This is a genomic window from Pseudoalteromonas sp. QJM3NY_22, from assembly GCF_056173065.1.
In genome coordinates this window covers 2,696,157-2,721,166 of the sequence record NZ_CM149655.1, presented here as the reverse complement: position 1 = coordinate 2,721,166, position 25,010 = coordinate 2,696,157, and the positions used below count along the sequence as shown (strand labels likewise).

At 40.2% G+C, this 25,010-nt stretch carries 17 protein-coding genes, 1 pseudogene and 1 riboswitch; of the genes and pseudogenes, 7 read left to right on the top strand and 11 right to left on the bottom strand.

The window, feature by feature from the left end:
* Positions 1 to 245: 245 nt before the first annotated feature.
* A complete protein-coding gene (locus tag AC0VZ4_RS12315) occupies positions 246 to 2,096 on the bottom strand; it encodes a TonB-dependent receptor plug domain-containing protein (RefSeq protein ID WP_475439814.1) in 1,851 nt (616 codons plus the stop codon).
* A 340-nt stretch (positions 2,097 to 2,436) separates the two neighbouring features.
* Here AC0VZ4_RS12315 and AC0VZ4_RS12310 point away from each other — a divergent pair, with 340 nt between their 5' ends.
* On the top strand, positions 2,437 to 2,925 hold the full coding sequence (locus AC0VZ4_RS12310; RefSeq protein WP_475439813.1) for a peptide-methionine (S)-S-oxide reductase: 489 nt from the start codon (positions 2,437 to 2,439) through the stop codon (positions 2,923 to 2,925).
* 106 nt (positions 2,926 to 3,031) lie between these two features.
* On the opposite strand, the gene AC0VZ4_RS12305 is transcribed toward AC0VZ4_RS12310, so the two are convergent.
* The 5 genes from AC0VZ4_RS12305 to AC0VZ4_RS12285 all read right to left on the bottom strand — a co-directional run bounded on the left by AC0VZ4_RS12305 (position 3,032) and on the right by AC0VZ4_RS12285 (position 9,467).
* Positions 3,032 to 3,916, bottom strand: coding sequence for an IS982 family transposase (locus tag AC0VZ4_RS12305; RefSeq protein ID WP_475441613.1), 885 nt, complete (start codon positions 3,914 to 3,916; stop codon positions 3,032 to 3,034).
* A gap of 293 nt (positions 3,917 to 4,209) precedes the next feature.
* On the bottom strand, positions 4,210 to 4,761 hold the full coding sequence (locus tag AC0VZ4_RS12300) for a DUF4136 domain-containing protein (RefSeq protein ID WP_475439812.1): 552 nt from the start codon (positions 4,759 to 4,761) through the stop codon (positions 4,210 to 4,212).
* A gap of 108 nt (positions 4,762 to 4,869) precedes the next feature.
* On the bottom strand, positions 4,870 to 7,647 hold the full coding sequence (locus AC0VZ4_RS12295) for an ATPase (protein WP_475439811.1): 2,778 nt from the start codon (positions 7,645 to 7,647) through the stop codon (positions 4,870 to 4,872).
* A complete protein-coding gene (locus tag AC0VZ4_RS12290; RefSeq protein WP_475439810.1) occupies positions 7,644 to 8,192 on the bottom strand; it encodes a condensin complex protein MksE in 549 nt (182 codons plus the stop codon). The genes AC0VZ4_RS12295 and AC0VZ4_RS12290 overlap by 4 nt, the downstream gene beginning before the upstream one ends.
* Positions 8,193 to 8,195: 3 nt before the next feature.
* The gene (locus tag AC0VZ4_RS12285) at positions 8,196 to 9,467 is read right to left on the bottom strand and encodes a hypothetical protein (protein ID WP_475439809.1); all 1,272 of its coding nucleotides are present in this window, start codon (positions 9,465 to 9,467) and stop codon (positions 8,196 to 8,198) included.
* 222 nt (positions 9,468 to 9,689) lie between these two features.
* On the opposite strand from AC0VZ4_RS12285, the gene nhaD reads away from it, so the two are divergent.
* A complete protein-coding gene (gene nhaD / locus AC0VZ4_RS12280; RefSeq protein WP_475439808.1) occupies positions 9,690 to 10,937 on the top strand; it encodes a sodium:proton antiporter NhaD in 1,248 nt (415 codons plus the stop codon).
* Positions 10,938 to 11,038: 101 nt separating this feature from the next.
* Positions 11,039 to 11,211: riboswitch (Lysine riboswitch) on the top strand.
* Positions 11,212 to 11,286: 75 nt separating this feature from the next.
* Positions 11,287 to 12,678, top strand: a complete 1,392-nt coding sequence (gene lysC, locus AC0VZ4_RS12275) for a lysine-sensitive aspartokinase 3 (protein WP_149602448.1) — start codon at positions 11,287 to 11,289, stop codon at positions 12,676 to 12,678.
* 55 nt (positions 12,679 to 12,733) lie between these two features.
* Here lysC and AC0VZ4_RS12270 read toward each other — a convergent pair whose 3' ends face one another.
* Positions 12,734 to 13,495: an IS5 family transposase gene (locus AC0VZ4_RS12270; protein WP_475439610.1), complete on the bottom strand. Its 762-nt coding sequence runs from the start codon at positions 13,493 to 13,495 to the stop codon at positions 12,734 to 12,736.
* 96 nt (positions 13,496 to 13,591) lie between these two features.
* Complete coding sequence (locus AC0VZ4_RS12265) at positions 13,592 to 14,350, bottom strand: 4'-phosphopantetheinyl transferase family protein (RefSeq protein ID WP_475439807.1); 759 nt, start codon at positions 14,348 to 14,350, stop codon at positions 13,592 to 13,594.
* Positions 14,351 to 14,491: 141 nt separating this feature from the next.
* On the opposite strand from AC0VZ4_RS12265, the gene AC0VZ4_RS12260 reads away from it, so the two are divergent.
* Positions 14,492 to 15,814: a sodium-dependent transporter gene (locus AC0VZ4_RS12260; protein ID WP_007581906.1), complete on the top strand. Its 1,323-nt coding sequence runs from the start codon at positions 14,492 to 14,494 to the stop codon at positions 15,812 to 15,814.
* Positions 15,815 to 15,909: 95 nt separating this feature from the next.
* Here AC0VZ4_RS12260 and AC0VZ4_RS12255 read toward each other — a convergent pair.
* Both AC0VZ4_RS12255 and AC0VZ4_RS12250 read right to left on the bottom strand, forming a co-directional pair.
* Positions 15,910 to 16,889 (bottom strand): annotated as a pseudogene (locus tag AC0VZ4_RS12255) (2-hydroxyacid dehydrogenase).
* An 83-nt stretch (positions 16,890 to 16,972) separates the two neighbouring features.
* Positions 16,973 to 17,533 carry a glutathione peroxidase gene (locus tag AC0VZ4_RS12250; RefSeq protein ID WP_475439806.1) on the bottom strand — a complete coding sequence of 187 codons (561 nt, stop codon included), beginning with the start codon at positions 17,531 to 17,533 and terminating at the stop codon, positions 16,973 to 16,975.
* 121 nt (positions 17,534 to 17,654) lie between these two features.
* Here AC0VZ4_RS12250 and AC0VZ4_RS12245 point away from each other — a divergent pair, with 121 nt between their 5' ends.
* Entirely contained in the window at positions 17,655 to 18,536 is an 882-nt protein-coding gene (locus AC0VZ4_RS12245; RefSeq protein ID WP_033028744.1) for an NAD(P)-dependent oxidoreductase, read from the top strand.
* Between the two features lie 476 nt (positions 18,537 to 19,012).
* On the opposite strand, the gene sbcB is transcribed toward AC0VZ4_RS12245, so the two are convergent.
* Positions 19,013 to 20,458 (bottom strand): exodeoxyribonuclease I, encoded by a 1,446-nt coding sequence (sbcB, locus tag AC0VZ4_RS12240; RefSeq protein ID WP_475439805.1) that lies wholly within the window; start codon positions 20,456 to 20,458, stop codon positions 19,013 to 19,015.
* Between the two features lie 495 nt (positions 20,459 to 20,953).
* Here sbcB and AC0VZ4_RS12235 point away from each other — a divergent pair, with 495 nt between their 5' ends.
* Positions 20,954 to 23,683, top strand: a complete 2,730-nt coding sequence (locus tag AC0VZ4_RS12235) for a type I restriction-modification system subunit M (protein WP_475439804.1) — start codon at positions 20,954 to 20,956, stop codon at positions 23,681 to 23,683.
* A complete protein-coding gene (locus tag AC0VZ4_RS12230; RefSeq protein WP_475439803.1) occupies positions 23,676 to 25,010 on the top strand; it encodes a restriction endonuclease subunit S in 1,335 nt (444 codons plus the stop codon). The genes AC0VZ4_RS12235 and AC0VZ4_RS12230 overlap by 8 nt, the downstream gene beginning before the upstream one ends.

Here is a 25,010-nt window from a genome sequence, read left to right as displayed (position 1 = left end):
GCTGCGCTTTTCACGCGAGCAAGCTCTGCGTCTACCGCCAAAGTGTAGGTTTGTGTCTGTTTTGTAGACGTGAAGCTTGCTTACGTTACGGGCATTGCCCGTCAATAAGGTTCACAAAGACGGTAAAAGTCGCTGGACTCTAAATAATTAAAAGCTGCGCTTTTCACGCGAGCAAGCTCTACGTCTACCGCCAAGGTGTAGGTTTGTGGTTGTTTTGTAGACGTGAAGCTTGCTTACGTTAATGGTTACCAACTATACGTTGCGCTTAACGTATATTGCTCACCGCGCCCAGGTGTACCTGGTATTTCTTCAAACGACTCATCCCATAAGTTATCTGCCGCTAAGGTGATAAATAAATTACTCAACTGTGGCGGAGTTATTTTAAGCGTTAGCTGGGTAAATAACGCGTTGTCATTGCCGTTTCTAAGTGCATTTTTGTGTTGTGTACGCCATTCGTTATCTATTCTAAATTCTAAAATATCAGTTGGGTTGTAAACAGCGCCAAGTGTTAAACGGTGATCAGGAAAGTTTAATGCGTAAAAGCTGGCATCGATATCGGCTGCGCCGTAGTTTTCTGATTTATGTAAATACGTGTAGCTTGCTATAAGTTTTGCTGTATCAAAGTGCTTAGTCGCTAAAAATTCAACCCCTGCAGTATCAATATCAACTGGGTTTGCAAAGCGCGCTGAGGTTGAATTAAAATTAAAGGTCCAATCGGTTAAGTTATTATCTTTTCGATAAAAAATAGCCGAGTTTAACTGCCAGCTTTGTTCTTCAAGTAATAAACCAAGCTCCAAGTTTGATGTGGTTTCGCGCTCAAGGTTGTAGTTACTTCTAAATAACCCGCCTGAATCACTGCCGCCAATGGCTGTATAGCCAGCAACTTGACTCGCTTGCGCGTATGATAAGTAAAGAGTTTGCGCTGTGCCGTCACTATTTTGGGTGTTTAAGGCTATGTCACCAATAGTTGATACTTCAGCATCATCACGATTTGTATCGTCATAGGCTGCGCCTAAACGAAAGGTAAGCTGTTGGTTTTTTAGCGCTATTGTGTATTCAGGCAATATACTCAGCTTGTAATACTTTCGTGAGGTAAAGTTGTTTTCAAGTGTTGTTGATTCAATCGAATCATCAATAAATTGTGCAGAGTAATTTATTGCCAGTGCATCGCTTTGTGCATGGCGACCCGAAAGACCAAGCGATTTAACTTCGCTTTTATGAAAAGCTTCAAATGCACTAGGATTTTCGCGCGAGTAAATATAGTGATCGTCATGGGTACGATAATAAGCAGATACTTCAAAGTTGCTGTTATCAGCGTAGTTTTGCTTGTGATTAAGCATCCAAAGACGGGTTTCTAAATCTTCAGTTTCGTTAACGCCAAAAGGGGTGTACAAGTTAGGCCAGCCAAAAAACTTATCTTGCGAGCCATAAAATAAATCTGTTTGGCTGTGATCGCTTGCTAATTGCACGCGAGCTGAGGCGCGCGAGAAGTCATGATCGCCATTATCAATGGTGCCATCACTTTGCGAATGAGAATACTCACCTTCAAAGCCCAGAGTATAGTTAACTAAACTATCAAGTTGTGTGGTTTTAGCAGCGTGAATACTTTGCAGATTAAAGTCGTTTGTACCAGTACCAAGGGATACACTACCGCCAGTAATAATCGGTTTCCAACCAAATGAAACCGTACCTACAGAGCTATTCATACCGTAAAGTGCGTTATCGGCACCGGTTAAAACATCTGGGCCGCTTAGCATTTGCGGTGCAATGGGGATTTCAGCAAAATAATGCCCAGATTGCGGGTCAAGCAGGGTAGCGCTTCCTACTCTAAAACCGGTGTTTTCGAAAATACCGCCGCGTATAGTTACATCAGCCTGCGCCTCAGCCATATTGCGCGATTGAAGGTCAACACGAGGGTCATATTCTAAATTAGAAATAGGCGAGTCGAATGTACCTACTGGCAACTTATTTGCAGTGGGTGAGGCCTCAACCGTTATTTTCTCGATTGCCGACTCATCAGATAGCGTATTAGCATTAGCAAATGCAGTAACGCTGCATAATATTGCAGGTATTATAAGGTGTGGTGTGCGATTCATGTGTTTCTCATCATTTTTTATTTGTAGCTGCGGTTACAATTAATTTTAAAGCTTATATTTGAGCATGATAAAATAACTAAATGTAACAGCAGTCATTTTGTGCGCGATTGTACATTAATTTGTTAATAACTGCATTTGATAACCATTTACGTAATACCGACTTTATTAAAAACATGATCATCCTATCGCATTAAATAGCGCACTCACTGCGTTAAAAATTATTTATATAGAACAACTATATGTCATAATTTTCGCCTTGTTATTGCGCTATTTTCTTGGCGCTATAATAGAACACTATTTTAATGCAATCGGTATAATTACTTATTAGGTAACATTTATAATGGATACTAAAGAATATAATACTATTTACTTTGCTGGTGGCTGCCTGTGGGGCGTACAAGAGTTTTTAAAGCACTTACCTGGTGTAATAAGTACTGAAGCAGGGCGCGCTAATGGTACAAGCAAAACCACTAACGGCGAATACGATGGTTATGCCGAATGCGTAAAGGTCATTTCTGATCCAAAAGCGGTTGGCTTAAACGAGTTATTTGACTACTTTTTTGAAATTATTGACCCATACAGCATTAATAAACAAGGGGATGACGTAGGCCCTAAATACCGCACTGCTATTTACAGCAAAAACCAAACCCATTTAGATGCAGCAAGCAATTATATAAATAAGCGCAGTGATGCCGATAAAATTGTGGTAGGGGTAGAGCTGCTAACTAACTACGTGCCAAGCGATCCTGAGCATCAAGACCGTTTAACTAATCATCCTGATGACTATTGCCATATACCGCTTGAGTTACTGCATAAGTATAAATCGTAAATTTAACGCGGTGTTTTTTGTAGACGTGCAGCTTGCTGACGTAACGAGCGCAGCTCGTAATTTAAGATGGAATATAGCGCTATAAAGTAATTAACCTGAGTTCTGCTTAAGCGATAACTAATGCGTTAAGCTCTACGTCAGTTAAATTAAGGTGTGGCTTCTTTTCTTTCAAGCAATAAGCCACCAATCCAGCGACTAAATTCAACATAAAGCCGTTCATACTCCGATGTCTTGAATGTTCAATGAAGGATATGTTCTTGAGCTGGTCATTAATTGTTTCGATTATAAAGCGTTTTGAAAGCATTGCTCTATCCCATAATGACATCGCTTTTGCCTTCATATTTTTGCGAACCGTCGTAATGAGCTTTACCCCTTTATCGAGTAAATCGGCTTCTAAAGCTTTACTTAAATACCCTTTGTCACCATATAATTTATCCGTCAGGCAGCTCGCTAACTCACGCACTGGTTGAGTATCATGTACATTTCCTGTTGTCACTTTCGCAGCAACAATTTCACCATGGTGATTAACGATTAAATGTAGCTTGAAGCCATAAAACCATCCCATTGTTCCTTTGCCACGCTGGGCTATTCCATCAAAGGTTTTGTGTCTTGGAATACGAATATTATGGCACACTTTAATACATGTGGAGTCAATGAATTCAACGCCTGTGGGTTTACCTTTAAGTGAAGTAAAATAGGCACACATCGGCACAATTACCCTTGGCATAACGGCTAAAAATAGTGTGTAACTGAGCAAGTTGGGAAATTCACTTTTGTACATAAGTGATACATAGCCAAGGTAGTAATTTTTGAAATCTCGGTGATGTGACATATGAAAACTAATAACAATAGTCATAATTTCACTGGTCGTCATACGTCCTGAACGCTGACGTTTTTGGGTGCCATCTTCGAGTAATTGTTTTTCCCATTGGGGTATAAATACTTTGCAAAAATCATCGACATCGCAAAATAATTCAACTAATTTAATCATGCCTGTTCCTTGCTTATCCAATCGTTTTTGGTCGAAAGATCGGATCTCGGAACAGGCATTTAGTTCAATTTCTTAAACGAGATTCAGGTTAATTAGAAGCTACCGCTTCTCGCGCAAGCAAGCTTAGCGCCTACAGGTAAAGTTTGACGCGGTGTTTTTTTGTAGACGTGCAGCTTGCTGACGTGACGAGCGTAGCTCGTAATTACTTAAGTCTGTAAGCCCAAAAATACACATCCACAAAAAAGCTCACGTACTGTGAGCTTTTTTAAAACTTACTTATAGCTAATTTTAACTTACTGCTGTTTTTGTGGCGGGAAGTTACTTAAAATTTCGCTCACTGTTTTATTAATTGATGCTTCACGTTGCTCTGGCGATTGATTTTTCTTTAATCGACCTTCTTTCGCGCCGCGCCATACAAGCTGGTTTGATTCACGATCCACAATATCAATAATCAGTGTGCCCACTTCGTATTCACGCGCGGTTGTGTCGCGTTGAAAACCAGTACCCCAATAACCCCAATGCGGGCGGTAATTTACATTAAATGTATCTACTTCAAGCTCTTTATCAACCGATGCATGATAGTTAACAAGTACATCAGCATTTGCTGCATCAACTAATCTCATACCTAGTGTTTGGCTCAGTTTTGCGTTAACGGCAGTGCGAACACGTTTTTCCATTAGGCCATTAATTTGGTAGTTATTTGTGTCTTTAGTTAGGCTGGCGTTTTCTACCCAAGCAAATGTTTTAAAATTACTAAAGTTGGCTGATTTATCGTAATCCCAATCAGGGGTTTGTGTACAGGCTGTAAGAAGTGCTAGCGCTGCAACAATAAGTATATTTTTCATTACGTTTGCTCCAATAAAATGCATTAATTTAAAATAACACACATAGTTTAAATGTGTATTATTTAAACGTCCTATATTTTAGTTTAGTTGGTTTGCCTTAACGGCCAATTAATTGTGTTCAACTTCAATCCAATCTTTTTCATCTACCCAGTTTTGTGCACCGTCTTTTACTGAACGAATAGGCACAATGTAGTCACAACTTATTTGTGGCTTAACTGAGGCAAATATAGGCACAAAACCAAAGCTTAGTGCGGTTTCTATAATTGCTTTTTGATTTTGTGGGTCAATGTCGGCCGCTTCATCTATATAAATAGGTATACGGTATAGGTTTTGTTCCTGATCGCTTAATAAGTAACGAATAAACAACATGCCACACAATAACTTAATCGTAATACGTGTGCCGTTTGAACCCGCCGAATCTATTTTTTCAAAGTGTTCGGTTTCACCTGCGCGGTTAACCACTTCAAATCGAATATCAAATAAATCGGTAAGTGTTAAACCCGCTTTATCTGAGGCGAGTTTAATTAAGTGATCTTTCGCTTCGTTTACTGCGCTTTCGCTGTACGGTTCTTGGCTCAGTAAATCAAGTGTGTCGCCTTGTTCAAACTGATGCGACGTGCTGATAATAGTATCTATACTATCAACCAGCATTTTGCGCGGTATTACGTTAATTTTAAACGCTTGCAGGTTTGAAATACGGTGCTGGCTTATGCCTTTATTAAAGCTATTCATTTCGCGACGAAGGCGGTCTAAATCTTCTCGCAAGCCTTTAATAGTTGCGGCCACTTCGGTAAGCGCAACGCGTGCTTGGCGTTCAACAGCGTCGCGTTCGTTATCAATATTATGAAAGGCGCTTATTAGCTTTTGGTATTTAGTAAACTCATCGTTTTCGTTGTCGAATTTAGTAATACCCGCGTTATATACATGCAAATAAGTGTTGCGTACGTTTATGTCAAAATTACGCAGCTCTTGGCAGTCTTTATTAAAATGATGAACAAGATCGCTTAAGTTATCAAAGTCAACTGTTATATCAATCATGTACGGGGTTACTTTACCGCTGTATAAATCAAGCGTGTGGTCAATTCGCTCGCTTTTAACTTGGCGCAGGCGCTCAGTTTGGCGATTAATTTGCTCTTGTTTAGATTTAATTAACGAGCGACGATCGGCAATTGAGCCACTATTTTTTTGAATATCTTGCAGGTAGTCGTCAACTTGTTCGCGCTCAGCTAATAACTGTTCTTTTAGCATGGCTTGCGCTTCAACCGACTGCTGCATTATATCAAACTGCTCTAAGCGTTTTAGCGCGTTCTCTGCGCTCATAAGCTCATCGTATAACGCGTCTTTCTCTTTTTGCTTGTCGGCAACGTTTGCTGCAACATCGCGCTGTTGTTTAAACTCTTTAAGTGAATGCTCAAGAGCATTTAACTGAGCGGTTAATTGCTCTTTGTTTTCGCCGCTTTGCATTTGCACAGGCGAGAGCTTTTTAAGCTTAATGCTCGCACCTGGTAGCGTTAATACGCCGCCTTTAACGTTTTCACTTAATAGCGATAAAAACTCACCAAAGGCGTCTTCGTCATCAATGGTTATATCGCCATTAGTGGTGGTCGCAAACGAGAGAATATCAGGATTTAAAATCCGCGATATTTCCTCTACTTCTTTTAAAGAGAGGTCTTCGCGCATGCGGGTAAACAAATTAAACTCAAGATTTTTAAGTTGCAGCTTTAAGCTCTTAATTTGTTTTTGTGTTTCGCTAATGCGGTAGTCAAGCGTGTGTAGGCTTTGCCCTTGTGCGCTGGTTATAGAGTGCGAAAGCGACTCGTAATCTTGCTTTAACTGAGTCAGGCTGGTTTTAAGCGTGGCTTTATTTACTAGTTCAAACTCGCTTTTAAGCGCATCGTAATCTAAAAACCACTGCTCAATTTGAGTTTGTCTACGCTCTATATCACGCGATTGCTGTACGTATAGGCTTTGCTTTTGCTCAAACTCGTGTTTTTCGTGCTCTATATCTTCAAGCGCTATACCCAGCTCATTAAGTTGCGATTCTTGATAGGTATCAAAATCAATCAGTGCTTGGTCAATTTTAGGTGCGTATGCGGCTAATTTACCTTTAAGCACGGTTTGGTTTTCAAGCATTGATTCAAGCGCTGCTATTGGCTCTTGCATTGACTCAAGGGCTTTTAATTCGCGTTTTGAGCGATTTACTTTATCAAACGAGCGACGCCATACTTCATAAAAGTCAACTTTAGAGTTCGACATATGACGTTCAAACACGCGTAACATAAAGCGTTTTACGTCGCTTGCGCCCAATTTATGTAAGTTAAGAATACGTCTAAATATTTCTTTATAAATAGAGGAGTCTTGCACATTATTAAGCGGGATCATTTTTAAGTTAATGTCGCCGTCAAATGGGGTTGCGCCGCCAGTAAGTAGCGCGTTGAGTTCTTGTGCTTTAAGCTCAATAGGGTTGTAGTTAAGCGATTTTAAATGGTTGAACAGCTTGGTAAATTTAATAATAGTTTTACCTTGCGTGTACTGCTCTAAATCAAGCTTTCCTTGATAACAAAAGTACTGATGCGCGTAACCGGCAATTTTACCAAGTCCCGCAACGCCTATTACTACCGAGCCATGAGGCAAGTTAGCTTCTAGTAAAATGTACGACTGATCGGATGAAAAATAAAACTTACGGGTTTCATCTAAATCGTGTCCGTCCCATTCTGTTAAGCGTAAATCGTTAATAAGCGGAAACTGCAGGGCGTTAATAACCGAGCTTTTACCTGTGTTATTAGGCGCGCAAATAGAGCTGCTTTTATCAAGCGGGATCACACATTTTGCATAGCCCGCGGTGTTAAGTAGGGCGAGTTTGCTTAGTCCGTATAGATTTTTCATTCCACGTCCTCTGTAATATAGGTTTCTTCGTTTACTTCCATTAATGCATCTATATAGCGGTGAATTGGCGCTTGTAGCATAAAGCCGCCTTCTACTTCACGGGCTAAACCTAGGCGCACCATGCGCAGGTAAACGTCTTTGCGCAAATCAGATCCCGAAAATATCTCAAGCTGATCAAACAAATGTTTGTTAATTTGCACCAGCGTTTGCATAAGCTCTAAATCGTTTACGTCGTCAAACAATGCACGCATTGGATCTTTACCCGTATTGGCGTAGTGCTCAATTAAAATGTAAATGGTGAGCGCGATAGCGCGAGATATTTTGCCCATATTTGGCGTGCTTTCGTCGCTACCAAAATAATAAAAGCCACGGCTGTCGTGTTTTAAATCGTTACCTAAAGCGGTAAATAGGGCGGTGTAGTCTTCTATGTGTTGGTCAAGCTCTTGCCACATTACGTTGTCTTGCTCACAAATGTGATAACCCGCTACTAATTTTTTATTAATGGCTTGTAGATGGGTTAGCTCGTTTAAATTTATGTGTGTCATGGTTTATTTACCTGCCTTTGAATCTGGCTGAGGCTCTGAATTAAATGGATATAAAGAAAAGTGCTGACCGGCAATTTTTACGCGGGCTTTTTCATCGCTTTGAATTATTTTAATATCGCTGTCGCTGACTAATTTTTGATACAAAAATAGCATTTCGTCGGCATCGAGATCTGGGTAGCTTTCGTCTAAAAATTGCAGCAAGGGCTGCGGCTTTTTGCGTTTTTTATTAAAGCGCTTAGCAAAGCTGGTTTTGACATCGTTGTAGTCAGGAATATTAGGCGTAACAAATGCAGGCACGTCTTGCTGGTCAGGCAATTGGTATTCTTCGTGTTCAAATTCAACCAAGCTTGCCATGTAAGCCACGATATGGCGTTGCTGACCAAACGAATATCGCTGCGCGTCGCTCACAAAATGTGGCTGTACAGCACTTAGCATGTTGTCTACGCCATTTTTGCGCACCAGCCCAAGTACTTTGGCTGCTTGGCGAGTAATTAAGTTATTACGACGTAACTCTTCGCGTAGCGGCATAAGCATATCGGCACTTTTACGTAAGCTTTCTCGGCCCATTAAATGCATTTCGAGTATACGGGTACGTAATTGCTCCAGCATACGTTTGTCGTTATACGCTTTACCTGAGCGCTCAATGTGCAGTATTTGCTTACTTATTTGCTCTTCAATGAGGATAAAACACGCATGAAATTCACCACGAATATCAACCATTTCAAGCATTGGCTCTATGTATTCGTCAAAGGCTTCTATTACCGCTTTATAACGCTTTTGCAGCGATTGCACTGCATTATTTGATTTGGCTTGTTCCACAATGTTTAAAATAGCGTTTTCGTTGTGCGTATAGAGCTTCATTATTTTACGCACCCGATCATCCATAATGCGGCTGTAGCGGCGCAAATCGTCAAAGTCTTCTATTTCGCCAGCGTTATCTAAGCGGTTACCTAAACGAGCTAGGTCCTCTACTAATACGCTAATTTCTTGCGCTAAACCTAAATGCTCTTCTTGCAGTAAAAAAGTAGCAAAATCAGCAATAGCACGATTTATTTCAAGCTGAGAGGATTTAGCCAGTGGAATTAAAATATCTTGGTTTAACAAACGATTTGTTTCTTTATAAATGCGTTCGTTTGACCACGTAGGCTGCTTTTGCTTAATCGCGTTTTGTACGTCTTTTAGGCTAAAGTCAGCCATTTTAAAACGTTTAAATAATAGCGCTAATACACCCCAATGTTCGGTTATGGTGTTTAGCAGCTTTTTAGCTGGGATCATAAGGGGTTACAACATCCTAGTATTTTATTATTGAGTTCTTTTAGAAGACTCATTATTACGTATTTTTAATTAACCTTGTCTGTATATAGTATTCGTTTTTAAGACCATTTAATAATAGTTTTTGCATAGAGGCAGTGCTAAAATTCGCGCCGAAAATAGGCACATGAAATGGAATGTTATTTGTGTGTTCTTTAAAACTATATCAAAGGTTGTTTAACTACCATGGTTTCCTCGATTATTCTAACCCTGATAGCGATTGCATTTTTACTGATCGTTATAGAAGATATAATCCATGTAAATAAAGCTAAAACCACGCTGTTTTTTGGTACACTTTGCTGGATTCTTCTTTTTATATACCCTCTACACGGGCAAAGCCCCGATACGATTCAACACCTCCTAAACGAAAATATTTTAGAAATTGCCTCATTATGGCTATTTTTAATGGCTGCAATGACCTTTGTAGCGTATTTAAATTCAAAGGGGTTTATAGAAAATATTGTGCACCGTGTTATGCCAAAAAGTATTAGCGAAAAAAAGCTCATGTTTTTGGTCGGTGGATTTGCATTTTTGTTTTCGTCGATTTCAGACAACGTAACAGCGACGCTTATATCGCTCGCGGTTGTTATGTCGTTAAAACTTGAACCTAAAAAACTCATTAAATACGCCACGCTTATTGTGTTTGGGGTTAACTCAGGTGGGGTATCGCTAATAACAGGTGACGTAACCACACTAATGATATTTTTAGATGGCAAAGTAACCATTGCTCATTTATTACTACTTATAGCGCCAGCACTTGCAAGCGTTATGCTGCTTGCCGCGTTACTGTCTATAGGTATGAAAGGGCGTGTTGAGTTTGCTGGTGCAGGTAAAACCCGGATTGAAAAAGCCGACATAACCATTGCTGTTATATTTTTATCTACTGTAGTGAGCACACTTACGCTGAGTGTAATTTACAGCGTACCGCCTTTATTAACTTTCTTGTTTGGCTTATCAGTGATGTTTTTAGTGGCGCAATTTTTAATGCGCAAAAAAGACATAAACAAAGACATAATCGATTTTGTTCGCGATATAGAATACGACACATTATTGTTTTTTGTAGGTGTACTTTTACTTGTAGGCGCACTTAAAGAAATTGGTATGTTGAGTAAATTTACCGACCTATACACGGTAATGGCACCAGAATACGCAAACTACTTAATGGGCATATTATCAGCAGGGGTCGATAACGTACCGCTTACCGCTGCATTATTAAAAGCCGATATAGTAATGAGCCAACAACACTGGTTGTCGTTTACGTATGCAACAGGCGTGGGCGGTTCAATGCTTATTATTGGGTCGGCTGCGGGCATTATTGCCATGAGTAAAGTTAAAGCGCTTACCTTTATGAGCTACTTGCGTTTATCGCTGCATTTATTAATTTGCTACACCGTAGGATATGCGGGCTCGTATTACATGGGCAGTTTTATTTAACTCATAAATTATTAAATGCTTGACAGCTAGACGTCTAAACGATAACTTTCAAAGCCCCGCTACTTAGTGGGGTTTTGTTTTATTAGCCACTGGTTAATAAAGCATTCAGAAGAGGTGCGATACTTAGGTACTTAATGTTAGGCGACGAAAGCCGATGATCATTAAGGAGGGAAGTACTCGCCGAGGAAAATAATGGTACGTCGTCATTGTTTTTCGGTTTATGGGGCTGAATCCTCAAAACTGTCACCAATATAGGTGGAGAGCTTCTGGCAGTGGACTTATCTTCAAGCATTCCTTTGCCAAGTTCTTCTTGTTTTATTGCGGTTTGGATACCGCGAAAGGAGACTAAATGACTACCCAATCAGTGCCACAAACAGTATCAGGCGCAAAGTCAGATTACATCGTTGCCAAATTTGGCGGAACCAGTGTTGCAAATTTTGAAGCGATGAGTCGCTGTAGCGAAATTATTGTTGCAGATAAAAGCGTACGTATTGTTGCCGTGAGCGCCAGTGCCGGCGTAACTAATCACTTAGTTGCACTGTGTAAATCAAGCATTACCTCAAGTGAGCGCCAAGAGCACATAAATGGCGTGCTTGCTATTCAACAAACTATTTTAGATGAATTATCGCTAGATGCCGATTTAGCGGTTGGTTTTAACGAAACCTTAAAAGCATTTCAAACATTGGCTCAAGAGCCACTAACAACCGATCAGCAACACGACGAGCTACTTAGCTTTGGTGAGCGTTTATCGTCGTATTTGTTTGCACAGGTACTTCGTTTACAAGGTTTAAATGCCGATCGCTTTGATGTGCGCAAGGTGCTTAAAACCGATAGCCAATTTGGTAAAGCAACGCCCAATGTTGCAGCCACAGCGCAAGCTGCTAAAGAGCATTTAATTCCGTTATTAGACGCTCAAGTAATTGTAACTCAGGGATTTATTGGTAGTGACGAATATGGTCAAACCACAACGCTAGGACGTGGTGGTTCTGACTATAGCGCTGCATTACTAGCTGAAGCAATTAACGCTAAAAGTGTGCATATTTGGACCGACGTAGTGGGCATTTTTAGCACTGACCCGCGTTTGTGCGCAAAAGCGACGCCTATTGCACGCTTAAGTTTTGACGAAGCCGCTGAAATGGCAACCTTTGGCGCAAAAGTATTGCACCCAGCGACTATTTTACCAGCAAGCCGTAGCCACATTAACGTGTTTGTAGGTTCTAGCCGAGAGCCTGAGCGTGGCGGTACGTGGATTGAGCGTGAAAAATCGCAGCAACCAGGTATACGCGCAGTGACGCAACGTAAAAACCAAATATTGCTTACGCTTAAAAGCCCAGAAATGCTACTAGCAAGCGGCTTTTTAGCACGCGTATTTACACTATTAAGTGAATACAATATATCGGTAGATTTGGTAACCACATCAGAAATCAGTGTAGCTATAACGCTTGATAACGCGCAAAACGCCTCGCGCCCAGAGCTTGATCAAGAATGCCTAGATAAGCTTGCAGAGTTTTGCCATGTTTCGGTAGAAAACAACCTAACATTGGTGGCACTTATTGGCTCTGAGATTCAATTACGCCAACACGAAATGAACTTAATGAGTGTACTAAAAGACTTTAACATTCGATTAATTTGTCACGGTGCTAGTAAGCACAACCTGTGCTTTTTAGTAGAGCAAACTGAGTCAGATAACGTAGTACAGTCTATTCATAGCCGTTTATTAGAAAATGATTTTGCTGCGTAAATAACGGTTATTTAGGGAAATTAACTAGGGGCTGTTGATCTTTGTAGTATATATATTAATCAGCCCATATTGGTAGCCACATCATAGTGAATGCTAAAGCGAGCATGGAATGATAATTCCGCTCAAGCTTTTCATACCGTGTGGCTATCCCTCTATATTGTTTGATCCGACCAAAGGCATTCTCAACTAAGTGCCTATATTTGTACATGCACCAGTCAATATCTTCATTACCCACTAAACTGTTATCCTTGCGTGGAATAACGGGTGTAGCGCTATTGTCACGAATAAACTCTCTTAGTTTTTCACTATCGTAGCCTTTATCTGCGACAACAACATTACTCGTTGGGCAATTGGCTACAAGTGACTCTGCATGGACGATATCATGCGTATTTCCACAGGATAATTCATAATAAACAGGCAATCCTCCGCTATCTACTGCAAGATGAATTTTAGTCGAATTACCACCTCGACTCTTACCGATTGATTCATTGTCAGCGGTTCTTGCACCGCAACTATGCTGGTGAGCCCTGACAATACTGCCATCAATAAAGATCCAATCCATATCAGCATAGTGGGATAACACTCGAAATAATTCATTCAAAATATCTTTTTTGGACCATAAATTAAATCGTCTATAAATAGCACTCCACGAGCCGAAATAAGACGGTAAATCTCGCCAAGGAATACCGGTACGCATCTTATAGAGTATGCCTTCGAGCGTTTTTCTATGCTCAGGCTTATTATAAATTCGACCACTTAAGTGCATTACTTTTGATAAGACATTCCATGTCGCGTCTGTTAACATTAATCTTGGCATGAGGGTTCGGTGTAACGTTTTTTAGCGAATTCAATTATACCTTATCCTTATGCTGTTTGTTTTTTATACCGCAAAGATCAACACGCCCTAGTAAAATCAGTTAATAGAGTCATTTAATAAAAAGCATCGCCAGTCGATGCTTTTTTTATGCACCACACTTACATCAAAACAAACATTGCTGTCACTGCTATCAGCTACAGTAACGTTATTACTGCAAGCACTCAGCTTTGCACTATTTAATTCGTCAAACACATTGGGGCTAAGTAATTTTGCAATAGGGCGGCTGGTGGCTTTAGCAAGTGACTCTTTTAATGTCCAAATTCTAAAAAACGTATCTGCTTGGGCTTGGGTAGTAGTAGGCTTGGTGATAAGTGTAATTTCATCATTATGATAAAAATGCTTAGCAAGCTTTTCAAATGGGCGCTTTAGGCTTACTTTTTCAATATCAAACCCAAATTCACTTTTATCAAAATTTAGCGCGACCCCAACTAAACCATGCGAGTGCGAAATACAGGTATTAATAACATCACCACTTACATGTATTTGTAGCTTTGAGCTTGCCTCGTCAAATTTTGTACTCATTTTATTAAGGGGTACGTGCGTATGTTGCGGCTGCGTTATTTTAATAAGATGTTTTAACAATAACCGCGTAGCTAAATACTCTTGCTTAGCTTGTGGGCTTTTACGGCGGTTTATAATGGTTAACTCAAATGGGCTTAAGCAGTCGGGCAAACTAAAGTCACTAAGCTCAAGTGTTTTAGCATTAAATAATAAAACACTGTTACTCGCTAAAGACAAATTTGCCAATTGAGTTGAAGTAATACTCAAGGCATTTTTTAAATAGTGTTCAGTCATAAAAGCCCTAAAGCAAAAGAAGTCGCTGATATTGTGAGCGGTTAGCGCCACTAACAAAGGCTGGGTACAATTTTATTACTCAGCTGGCATGAAATATGGTTTAATTCACAATAATCAAAATAATAACAGATTTGTAGATGTATGGCACAAGTGCGTGATGGGTTTCAAAGCCGACTTGGTTTTGTTTTAGCCGCTGCTGGCGCAGCAGTGGGTTTAGGTAATATTTGGGGTTTTCCTACGCAAGCGGCCAACCATGGCGGCGGTGCTTTTTTACTGGTTTATTTTATTGTTATATTTTTACTTGCGCTACCTGCGCTGTATACCGAACTTTATTTAGGTCACAAAGCACAAGCTAATCCTGTAAAAGCATTGGGCGATGCATGGCAAAACACTAGCCGTAAAGTAGGTGCAGCAGCCGGTTACATAGGTCTTGCGGGCGCAGTTGTTATGCTAAGTTTTTATTCAATAGTGGCAGGGTGGATGCTCTCGTACGCTATTGAACCCATAACCACCTTTTTTGGGTTTACAGGCGCAAGCGAATTTTTACATAGCGACTCAGTGCTGCGTAATTTTGTATTTACGCCGCTTATGCTTATTTTAACCGCCAGTATTATTTTAAAAGGGGTTAAATCGGGAATCGAAACCTGGTCGCGCCGATTAATGCCACTGTTACTTGTGCTGCTTGTTGGTTTAATTGCCTACATTGCAACACTCGATGGCGCAAGCGAAGGTTTTGCCGCGTATTTAATTCCTGATTTTAGCCAAATACTCGACCCTAATTTAATTATTGCGGCAATGGGGCAAGCGTTCTTTTCGCTCTCACTAGGTGTGGGCTGTATGATGATTTACGGCTCATATTTACAACCAGATGCTAATTTACCAAAGCTCACAGCAGGTGTTGCACTACTTGATACTGGCGTTGCTTTTTTAGCGGGGTTACTCATTATTCCTGCTATTTATGTGGCGCAGCACAACGGTGTAGAGGTATTTAGTGGTGGTAAACTGATTGGCGAAGGGCAACTAATTTTTGCTATTTTACCTGAGCTATTTAGCACCATGGGCGAAATTGGTTTATTAGTTGGTTTATTATTTTTTGTATTAATGTCTATCGCATCGGTTACGTCAACTATATCGACCACTGAAATTCCGGTAGCGTTTTTAGTCGAAAACCACAACGTTAGTCGCACCAAAGCAACATGGGCGGTAAGCGCTGTTGTACTTGTGTGTGCAAGCGCAATTATACTAAATTTTGATTGGTTATTTGGTTTGGTAATTATGCTATTTACTCAATACCAATTACCGCTTATGGGTTTATTTTACTTTATTACAGTAGGGTGGATGTGGCAGCGTGGTAACAAATTACACCAAGCAACAACAGGCGTACATTACTGGTTTGCTCAGTATATTCGTTTTGTTTGCCCAATATTAATGACCTTAGTATTCGCAAACGTTGCCTTTGGTTAATTTTATCTAATCCCAAAAAATAGATTAATAAAGCGAAGTGAGTTTAAAACGCACTTCGCTTTTTTGTGCCTGAAATTTAGGTATAGCTTATGTCTTTATAAAACCTCATTAGTCAGAGGCCTACCTTCATTCACTTCAAGCGCGTTAAGTAGGGTTGTGTTTGCTATCTCGGTGAGTGCTTCCTGGGTAAAAAAGCCCTGATGGCCTGTTACTAAAACATTTTTAAAGCTCACTAAGCGCGAAAATATATCGTCTTGGTTTATTTCGTCACTGTGGTTTTTAAAAATAGCTCCGACTCTTGCTCGTAAACGTCGAGCCCTAAATACCCTAATTTTTTCGTTTTAAGTGCATTAATGCACGCTTTGCTGTTAAGCAGTGCCCCGCGAGAGGTGTTAATAAGCATAACGCCGGTTTTCATTTTACTAAATGCCTCATCATCTATTAAATGATGAGTTTGTTCCGTTAATGGGCAATGCAAAGAAATTACATCGCTTTGGCTAAGTAAGGTGTCTATATCGGTAATTGTATAATTGCCAGGTTGTGCGTATGGGTCGCACACTAATACTTTAGCGCCAAAGCCATTTAAAATGTTGCACAGCGCAAGGCCAATTTTACCGCAACCTACAATACCCACGGTTTTATTGTGCAAGTTAAAGCCTAGTAATCCGTTTAAATCAAAATTGTCTTCGCGTACGCGGTTATACGCTTTATGGGTTTTACGGCTAAGCGTTAGCATAAGTGCAATACAATGCTCGGCTACGGCTTCAGGGCTGTAAGCTGGTACACGTAATACTTTAATTTTATGTGCTTTTGCTGCAGGTAAATCAACGTTATTAAATCCTGCACAACGCAGTAAAATAGTATTTATGCCTTGGCTTGCCAGTTGTTCAATAACTGTGGCGTTTACGGTGTCGTTTACAAATACGCATATGGCATTAAACCCGTTTGCTAAAATAGCCGTTTGTTCGCTCAGAGCTTGCTCAAAATACGTTATTTTTATAGCAAGGTGATCGCGTGTACTTTGTTCGAAAAAAGGCAGTTCGTACTTTTGAGTACTAAAAAAAGCAATGTTCATTGTAATAGCTCCGACGCTTAATAAGTATCAATACAATAAACTACTTTATAAAAACGTGCCTAATTAGTTCTCCTGTTACTAATTTAAGCTTTAAGCGAAGTAAATATAGGTGCTTTTGGCGATATTCTTTTATCACTTTTTGCTGTGTTTACCTTTGCTGCTTGCAGTAGGTTGCTTTCTATTACTTGTTTAAGTGTTTCGGGCTTAGTGCGCGGCGCATAGCGAGCAACCTGCTGACCTTGCGAGTTAATTAAAAATTTAGTGAAGTTCCACTTAATAGCACGATTTTGTGAAATACCCCGAGTATGTGATTTCAAATAATTAAACAGCGGGTGAGTTTCTGGCCCATTTACCATTACTTTACCAAATATCTCAAACGACACATTAAACTGGGCTTGGTAAAAGTCTCTAATGGCTAAATTATCAAGTGGCTCATTTTGACCAAACTGATTACACGGAAATGCCAATATTGTAAATCCGCTACTTTTATATTCTTGATATAGCTTTTCAAGCGCACTTAATTGCACCGAAAAATTACATTTACTCGCTGTATTAACAATCAGTATGGTTTTTCCCTGTAGCTTACTAAGAGGAAAGCTTTCGCTGTTGTAAAGTGGTGCATTAAATTGATAAATACTATCCATAGGTTACCTACTTACATTTCCGATTAAGGAAATTTTATAAAGATTTTCATTCGCTTTTTTACCAGTCGATTGACATAATCGAAGCCTAGTTTCTAAGTTATCAGTTAAATAGGTCATTTTTATGTCAATGAAAGTCGCATTTATAGGTTTAGGCGTAATGGGTTACCCAATGGCGGGGCATTTAGCAAAAGCAGGGCACAGCGTATGCGTTTATAACCGCACTCAAGCTAAAGCACAAGCGTGGACTGCAGAACATTCAGGAAGCTTTGCACCAACTCCGCGCGAAGCTGCCAGCAATGCTGACATCGTATTTATGTGTGTTGGTAACGATGACGATTTACGCTCAGTAGTGTATGGCGAAGACGGCGTGTTAGCGGGCATGTTGCCACACACTGTTTTGGTTGATCACACCACAACCTCAGCGGAAGTAGCACGCGAAGTGGCTGCTAAAGCGGCTCTGCAAAATATCGACTTTATAGATGCGCCTGTATCGGGCGGACAAGCTGGCGCCGAAAACGGCGTATTAACGGTTATGGCAGGTGGCAGTGAAGCCGTATTTGCTAAAGTGCAGCCAGTTATGGCGGCGTTCAGCCGTTTTAGCCAATTACTAGGCGGCGTTGGCTCGGGTCAACTTTGTAAAATGGTTAATCAAATTTGTATTGCGGGCGCAGTACAAGGGTTAGCCGAAGGCTTACATTTTGCCAAACAAGCAGGACTCGATGGTGAAAAAGTTATAGAAACCATATCTAAAGGCGCAGCCGGTTCGTGGCAAATGGAAAACCGCTACAAAACAATGTGGGCGGGTGAATACGAGTTTGGTTTTGCCGTCGATTGGATGCGCAAAGATTTAGGCATTGCACTTGATGAAGCTAAAAACAACGGCGCTACTTTACCAATGACCGCAACGGTCGATCAATATTACGCCGACGTACAAGCACTTGGCGGCGGTAGATACGACACCTCAAGCTTACTAGCACGCATTGAAGCGCTGCATAAAAAGTAACGCTGTAGACGCAAAGCTTGCTTGCGTATAAAAACACAGTTTTAAAATGGTAAAGATATTAAAAGCTGCACTTTTCACGTGAGCAAGCTCAACGTCTACCGCCAAAGTGCAGCGGTGATTTTTACTTGTAGACGCAAAGCTTGCTTGCGTATAAAAACGGAGTTTTTAAAAAGGTAAAGGTATTAAAAACTGCACTTTTCGCGTGAGCAAGCTCGACGTCTACCGCCAAAGTGTAGATATGAGTTTACTTGTAGACGCGAAGCTTGCTTGCGTATAAAAACGGAGTTTTTAAAATGATAAAGATATTAAAAGCTGCGCTTTTCACGTGAGCAAGCTCTACGTCTACCGCCAAAGTGTAGCTGTGAGTTTTACTTGTAGACGCAAAGCTTGCTTGCGTATAAAAACAGAGTTTTTAAAATGACAAAGATATTAAAAGCTGCGCTTTTCACGTGAGCAAGCTCTACGTCTACACCGAATTACATGCTTTGAGCGTAGTTATATAGCGCCTTTAAAATTGTAAGATTTTTTTCGCTGTCGTCATGTTCATGCGCTAGGTTTTCAAGGGTTATCATAAAATCTTGCGCGTTAATCGATGGTTGATCTTCGCCGTGCATTAACTTGTTTTGGCAATACTGGCGCCATTGGTCAAGCTCTTGCTGGTTTAGCGTTTCAGGCCAGTTACGGGCGCGGTATCTAAATAATAACGTATTGAATTTTTTATCTTCAAAGTCTAAATTCAAACCGGCTAATTCATCTGGTTTTGCATCACGAATAATTGCAAACTTAGCCTTGTCGGCATGGCTTGTAAAGCCATCGTAAAGTAAGTAGTCAACGTTAGTGGTTGCGCTGTAATCACCTTTTTCGTTAAACACCTCCGTTACTTTATCGCGAAGGTTGGTATTGGCTTTTAAAATAGCTAAATTAGCGAGGCACTGCTCGCGATCAATCCCAAGGCGGGCGGCATTTTCAGGTAATAATGTTTTAGCTGGGGCTAAAATAGGGCACTTGTTTAAATGCACCAGCTTTAAACCAACAGGTAAATCGCCCTCGGCTAAATCAACACGTTTGGTGTATAAACGTTTGCGTAATTCTTCTACGTTTAAATCAATGAGTACTTGCGGGTTTTGGGTTAAATCAAAACAAATAACCGCGTTCTTATTAACCGGATGAAAGCTCATTGGTGCAACCCAGCTTGTACAGCCTTGTGTTGCAGGTATGCGCGACGTGGTATGCACCAGCGGCGTCATGTTAAATACATCAACTAATTCAGCAAGGGCTTTTTTATTACGCAGCCCAAAAAAGAAGTTATATAGCTTTGGCTGTTTTTCTTTTATTAGTTTAGCCAGTGCAATAGTGGCGGTTACATCGCTTAGTGCGTCGTGCGCAGCGGCGTGTTCAATACCATTGGCTACCGTTAAATGTTCTAGCTTAAAGCTTGGGCTGCCGTCTTCTTTTAACGGCCATTCAATGCCTTCAGGGCGCAGCGCGTAACAAGCGCGTACTAAATCAATAATATCCCAGCGGCTATTGTTATTTTTGTATTCGCGCTCGTATGGGTCGTAAAAGTTACGGTAAAAGCTATAACGGCTTACTTCGTCATCAAACCGAATACTGTTATAACCGGCAACACAGGTGTTTGGCACGCTAAATTCGGCATGAATTTTTGCTATAAACTCAGCTTCAACTAAGCCTTTTTTCATCGCCACTTGTGGCGTAATACCCGTAATTAAACACGCCTCAGGGTGAGGCAAGTAATCCGCTTGCGGCTTACAATATTCAATAAGTGGCTCGCCAATAATATTTAAATCAAGATCGGTACGAACACCCGCAAATTGGCTCGGCTTATCCTTTTGAGGGCTTGCCCCCCAAGTCTCGTAGTCGTGCCAATAGATTGTTGCTTGATTTTGCTCTTGATATGCCATGCTGAAAACCCTGAGTAGTTAACTTTAAAGTGCCTAAATACGCGCCAAGTTACTAAAATAATGAATTATTTAGATTATGGCATATGGGCGAAGGAGTTTATAGGTTTAGGGCCGGGTTTAATTTTTGCTTGTAGGATTTCAAACGACATGATGCTGATTTTTAGTAATAATATATACAATAGATATTTTTACTTACTCAACTTTGCCGAAAAAGAGGAGTTTAGAGTGTTAATATAATGATTACATTGACCATTTATAGGTTTGGATTTATTCTGTGAACATTCAGATATGCTGCGATTGTCAGCCAAATACTTAATTAAGCCTGAACAATAGTGTGTAGTATTTAAAAGCTGATTTCAGCAGTGTAAAGATAAAAATTTAAAGAGATAAACATTTTACAAATTTCAATATTCACGGTGCAAAAATATTGCTTACTTTAATGAATAATTCTTTTGTATAAAATAAACAAACCGCTTTAAGAAGTAGCAAATATAAATGACCCAAAAACTAACATTACAAAAATTATCAAGCACCTTATTTGAAGCCTGCGACATACTGCGTGGCAAAATGGATGCGTCGGAATACAAAGAATTTATTTTCGGTATATTGTTCTTAAAACGTATGTCTGATCAGTATGAAAAAGACTACAGCGACAAAGCCAAAGCCTATCGTGAACAAGGCGTATCCGATGAAAAAATTACTAAGCTACTACAACCCTCTGCTTTTGATTACTTCGTACCAGAAAACGCCCGCTGGCAACAAATTGAGCATTTAAAAGAACGAGTGGGTGACGGATTAAACAAAGCACTTTCAGCATTAGAAGACGAAAATAAAGGCTTAGAAGGCGTTCTTAAACACATCGACTTTAAAAAGAAAGTCGGTAAAAACACCATCAACGACAAAACACTCATTCGTTTTATTCAGCATTTCAACGGCCTTACGCTAACAAATGACTGCTTTGAATTTCCTGATTTATTAGGCGCGGCTTACGAGTATTTAATTAAGTACTTTGCCGACAGTGCCGGTAAAAAAGGCGGCGAATTCTATACCCCTTCTGAAGTCGTACGCTTATTGGTTGAAATACTCGAACCGCAAGAAAAAATGGAAATATACGACCCAACCTGTGGCTCGGGCGGTATGTTGATCCAAAGTTTACGCTATGTGCAAGAATCCGGTGGCGACGCAAATGAAATAGACTTGTTCGGCCAAGAAGACAACGGTGGTACTTGGTCTATTTGTAAAATGAACATGATTTTACATGGTATATCAGGTCGAGGGATCGAAAACGAAGACACCCTCCTGCGCCCACAGCATCATAACGACAACGGTACATTAAAATCGTTTGATCGTGTTATTGCTAACCCGCCGTTCTCACAAGACTATGCTGAAAGCGAAATAGAAACAGACAAGCAACGTTTTAACACCTTTATGCCAGAAAAAGGCAAAGCCGATTTTATGTTTTTACAGCATATGATCGCTTCGCTAAAAGGGGATGGTAAAGCCGCGGTGATTTTACCCCATGGTGTGTTATTTCGTGCAGGCGATGAAGGCAGTTACCGCAAGCGCCTTATTACTAATGGGTTATTAGAAGCGGTGATAGGTTTGCCTGCTGGTTTATTTTACGGCACAGGCATTCCGGCTTGTGTTTTGGTGATTAACAAAAAAGACGCAGAGACCCGTAAACAAGTATTGTTTATTAATGCCGATCGAGAATACAAAGAAGGTAAAAACCAAAACAGCTTACGCCCTGAAGACATCGAAAAAATCACCAGTGTTTATAAATCGTTACTCCTTAAAACAAATAGTGATAACAATAATGACAGCAAGGTTGAAAAATACGCAGCGTTAATTCATCAAGACACACTCGCAAAAGAGAACTACAACCTTAATATTCGCCGTTATGTTGATAACAGCCCAGCGCCAGAACCACAAAATGTACAAGCCCATTTAAACGGTGGCATCCCGACAGAAGAAATTAACGCACTATCAAAATACTGGCACGACTACCCGCATTTAGAAAACGAACTGTTTACAGAACAAGCGCCCAATGCCATCAACCCATCGCCAGAATTTCAGCAGTTTAGCCCGCGAATCAAAGACAGCAGTGACATTAAACAAGTGATAGAACAATCAACCAATGTCACGGCCAAACATGAAGCATTTACTCAGCTCCTTGAAACATGGTGGCAAAGCGAGCAACGTTTATTTGCCAAACTGGGAGACGAAAAACAAGGTAACAAAGGCGTATTTTACATTCGTAAACAAGGGTTGAATAGCATAGAGCAGCAATTAGCGCCGTTAGCACTATTGAACAAATACCAAGTAAGGGGCGCGTTAGCAAACTGGTTTAAACAGCGTGAAGCCGATTTTAAATCTATTGCCGCCAGTGGTTGGAATGCCGCGTTAATTCCTGACGAAGTGTTATTTAATAGCCAATGCCCTGAGATTGTTGACCAGCTACAACAAAACCAGCAACGTATAGAGCAACTCATCACGCTGTTTAGCCAAGCAGAAAGCAATGATGAAGACCAAGACTTAGAGTTAGCCATTACCGACGAACTTGATGCTTCACCGACAGTCCTACCTAAAGAAAAGGTCGCTAAATTAAAACAACAACAAAAACACTTAAAAGCAGACATTACCGATGTAATTAAACGCCTAAAAAGCCAAATCAACGATGCCCACGTCGAATTTTTAAGTCATACCCCTTTACCTAAAGGTGCTAAGAAAGGGGATTTAACCCAAGGCTTAAACGCAAAAGACAGGCACTTTTGTGTGAGCGAAAAAATCCTTACGCTGGCCGAGAAACATAACACTTCACTATCTAACCAAGCGCGCATTGCTGAATTACAGCAACAAGGCGAAAAGCAATCTGTGCAATTACTTAAAGTAGAGAAACAACTCGCACAACACCTCGCATTAGAAGCTGAGTTACGAATCCTAAAGCAACAAAACAGCGCCATAGAAAAGCAAATGGGCGACTTAATTATTGCGGCTCGCAAATCCATCAGCCCAGAAGAGGCCAAAGCATTAATTATAGACGACATGAAACAGGCCTTATTCAGCGAATACCAAGGTTATATACGTGCCAATACACTCCACTTAATTGCCGCTATAGAAACGCTATTTGCTAAATATTCCGTTACCTTAAAACAGATAGTGCAAACACGGGACGAGCAAGCGCAGTTGTTGTCTGAGTTTATGTCGGGGTTGGGTTATGAGTAAAACTATAACCTTGCCAGATAATTGGCAATTAAAGCCATTATCAGAAATGTGTACTGTGGTAAGTGGAGGAACGCCGAGCAGGGATATTCCTGAATATTGGAATAATGCAAATATTCATTGGATTACACCAACTGATATCACAAGAAATAATCATAGAATCCTTTACTCTAGTAAAGAAAAGATATCTAAAAAAGGCTTTGAATCTTGCTCTGCTAAAATGCTTCCAGCAGGCACCTTACTTATGACATCAAGAGCAACATTAGGTGAAATAAAAATGTCAGCGATAGACTGCTGCACGAATCAAGGGTTCAAAAGCCTATTACCAAAGAAAACCATTGAACCATGGTTTTTGTATTACCAGCTGAAGAGAAAACAACCTGAATATGCCAACCTTGGAATCGGAAGTACATTTCTTGAAGTAAATAAACAAGATACCGAAAATTTTCTAATAGAAATTCCACGATTAGAGAACCAACAGAAAATCGCGAAAGTACTATCCACCATAGACAACCAAATCGAGCAAACTCAAGCCTTAATTGAAAAGTACACGGCGATTAAACAAGGGTTAATGTCGGACTTATTTAGCCGTGGTGTTGATATAAACACCGGCAAACTTCGCCCAAGTTACCAACAAGCCCCTGAACTTTATTGGGAGAGTGAGTTGGGTTGGATGCCGAAGGATTGGAAACTAGGGGAACTTCAAAATTTTTGTTCTGATATTATTGACTGTCCGCACAGCACACCAATATTTTCAAATGATGGTTTTTTAGTCGCTAGAACATTTAATATTTCCAATGGAATATTTTTAAAAGAAAATGCAAGTTTTATTAATGAACAGGGATATAAAGATAGGTGCAGTAGACTGGAACCAAAATCATCTGACATTATTTTTACAAGAGAAGCTCCTGTAGGTGAGGCTTTTGTCATTCCTGAAGGCATGAAAATATGTCTTGGACAGCGCGTGATGTTAATCAGAACACAACCTAAAAAATTAATATCGCACTATATGCTTCAATACATATATTCCCATAAAGCCAAGAGCTTGATAGCTGACAAAGTGGGAGGAACAACAACGCCACATTTAAATGTATCAGATGTTAAAGCTTTTTTAACAATAGTTCCCGACGTTTATGAGCAGCGCCTCATAGCTGAAAAGTTGATTGCTATCGATGATAAAGTAAAAAAATATAATCAGGAAAAGCAAAAGCTAAAATCCCAAAAACAAGGCCTCATGCAAGATTTGTTAACCGGTAAAAAGTCAGTAGATAACTTGCCTGATAGCATCTTAACGCCAACGTCATCCTCTCAAGAAGTAGCACAATTATAA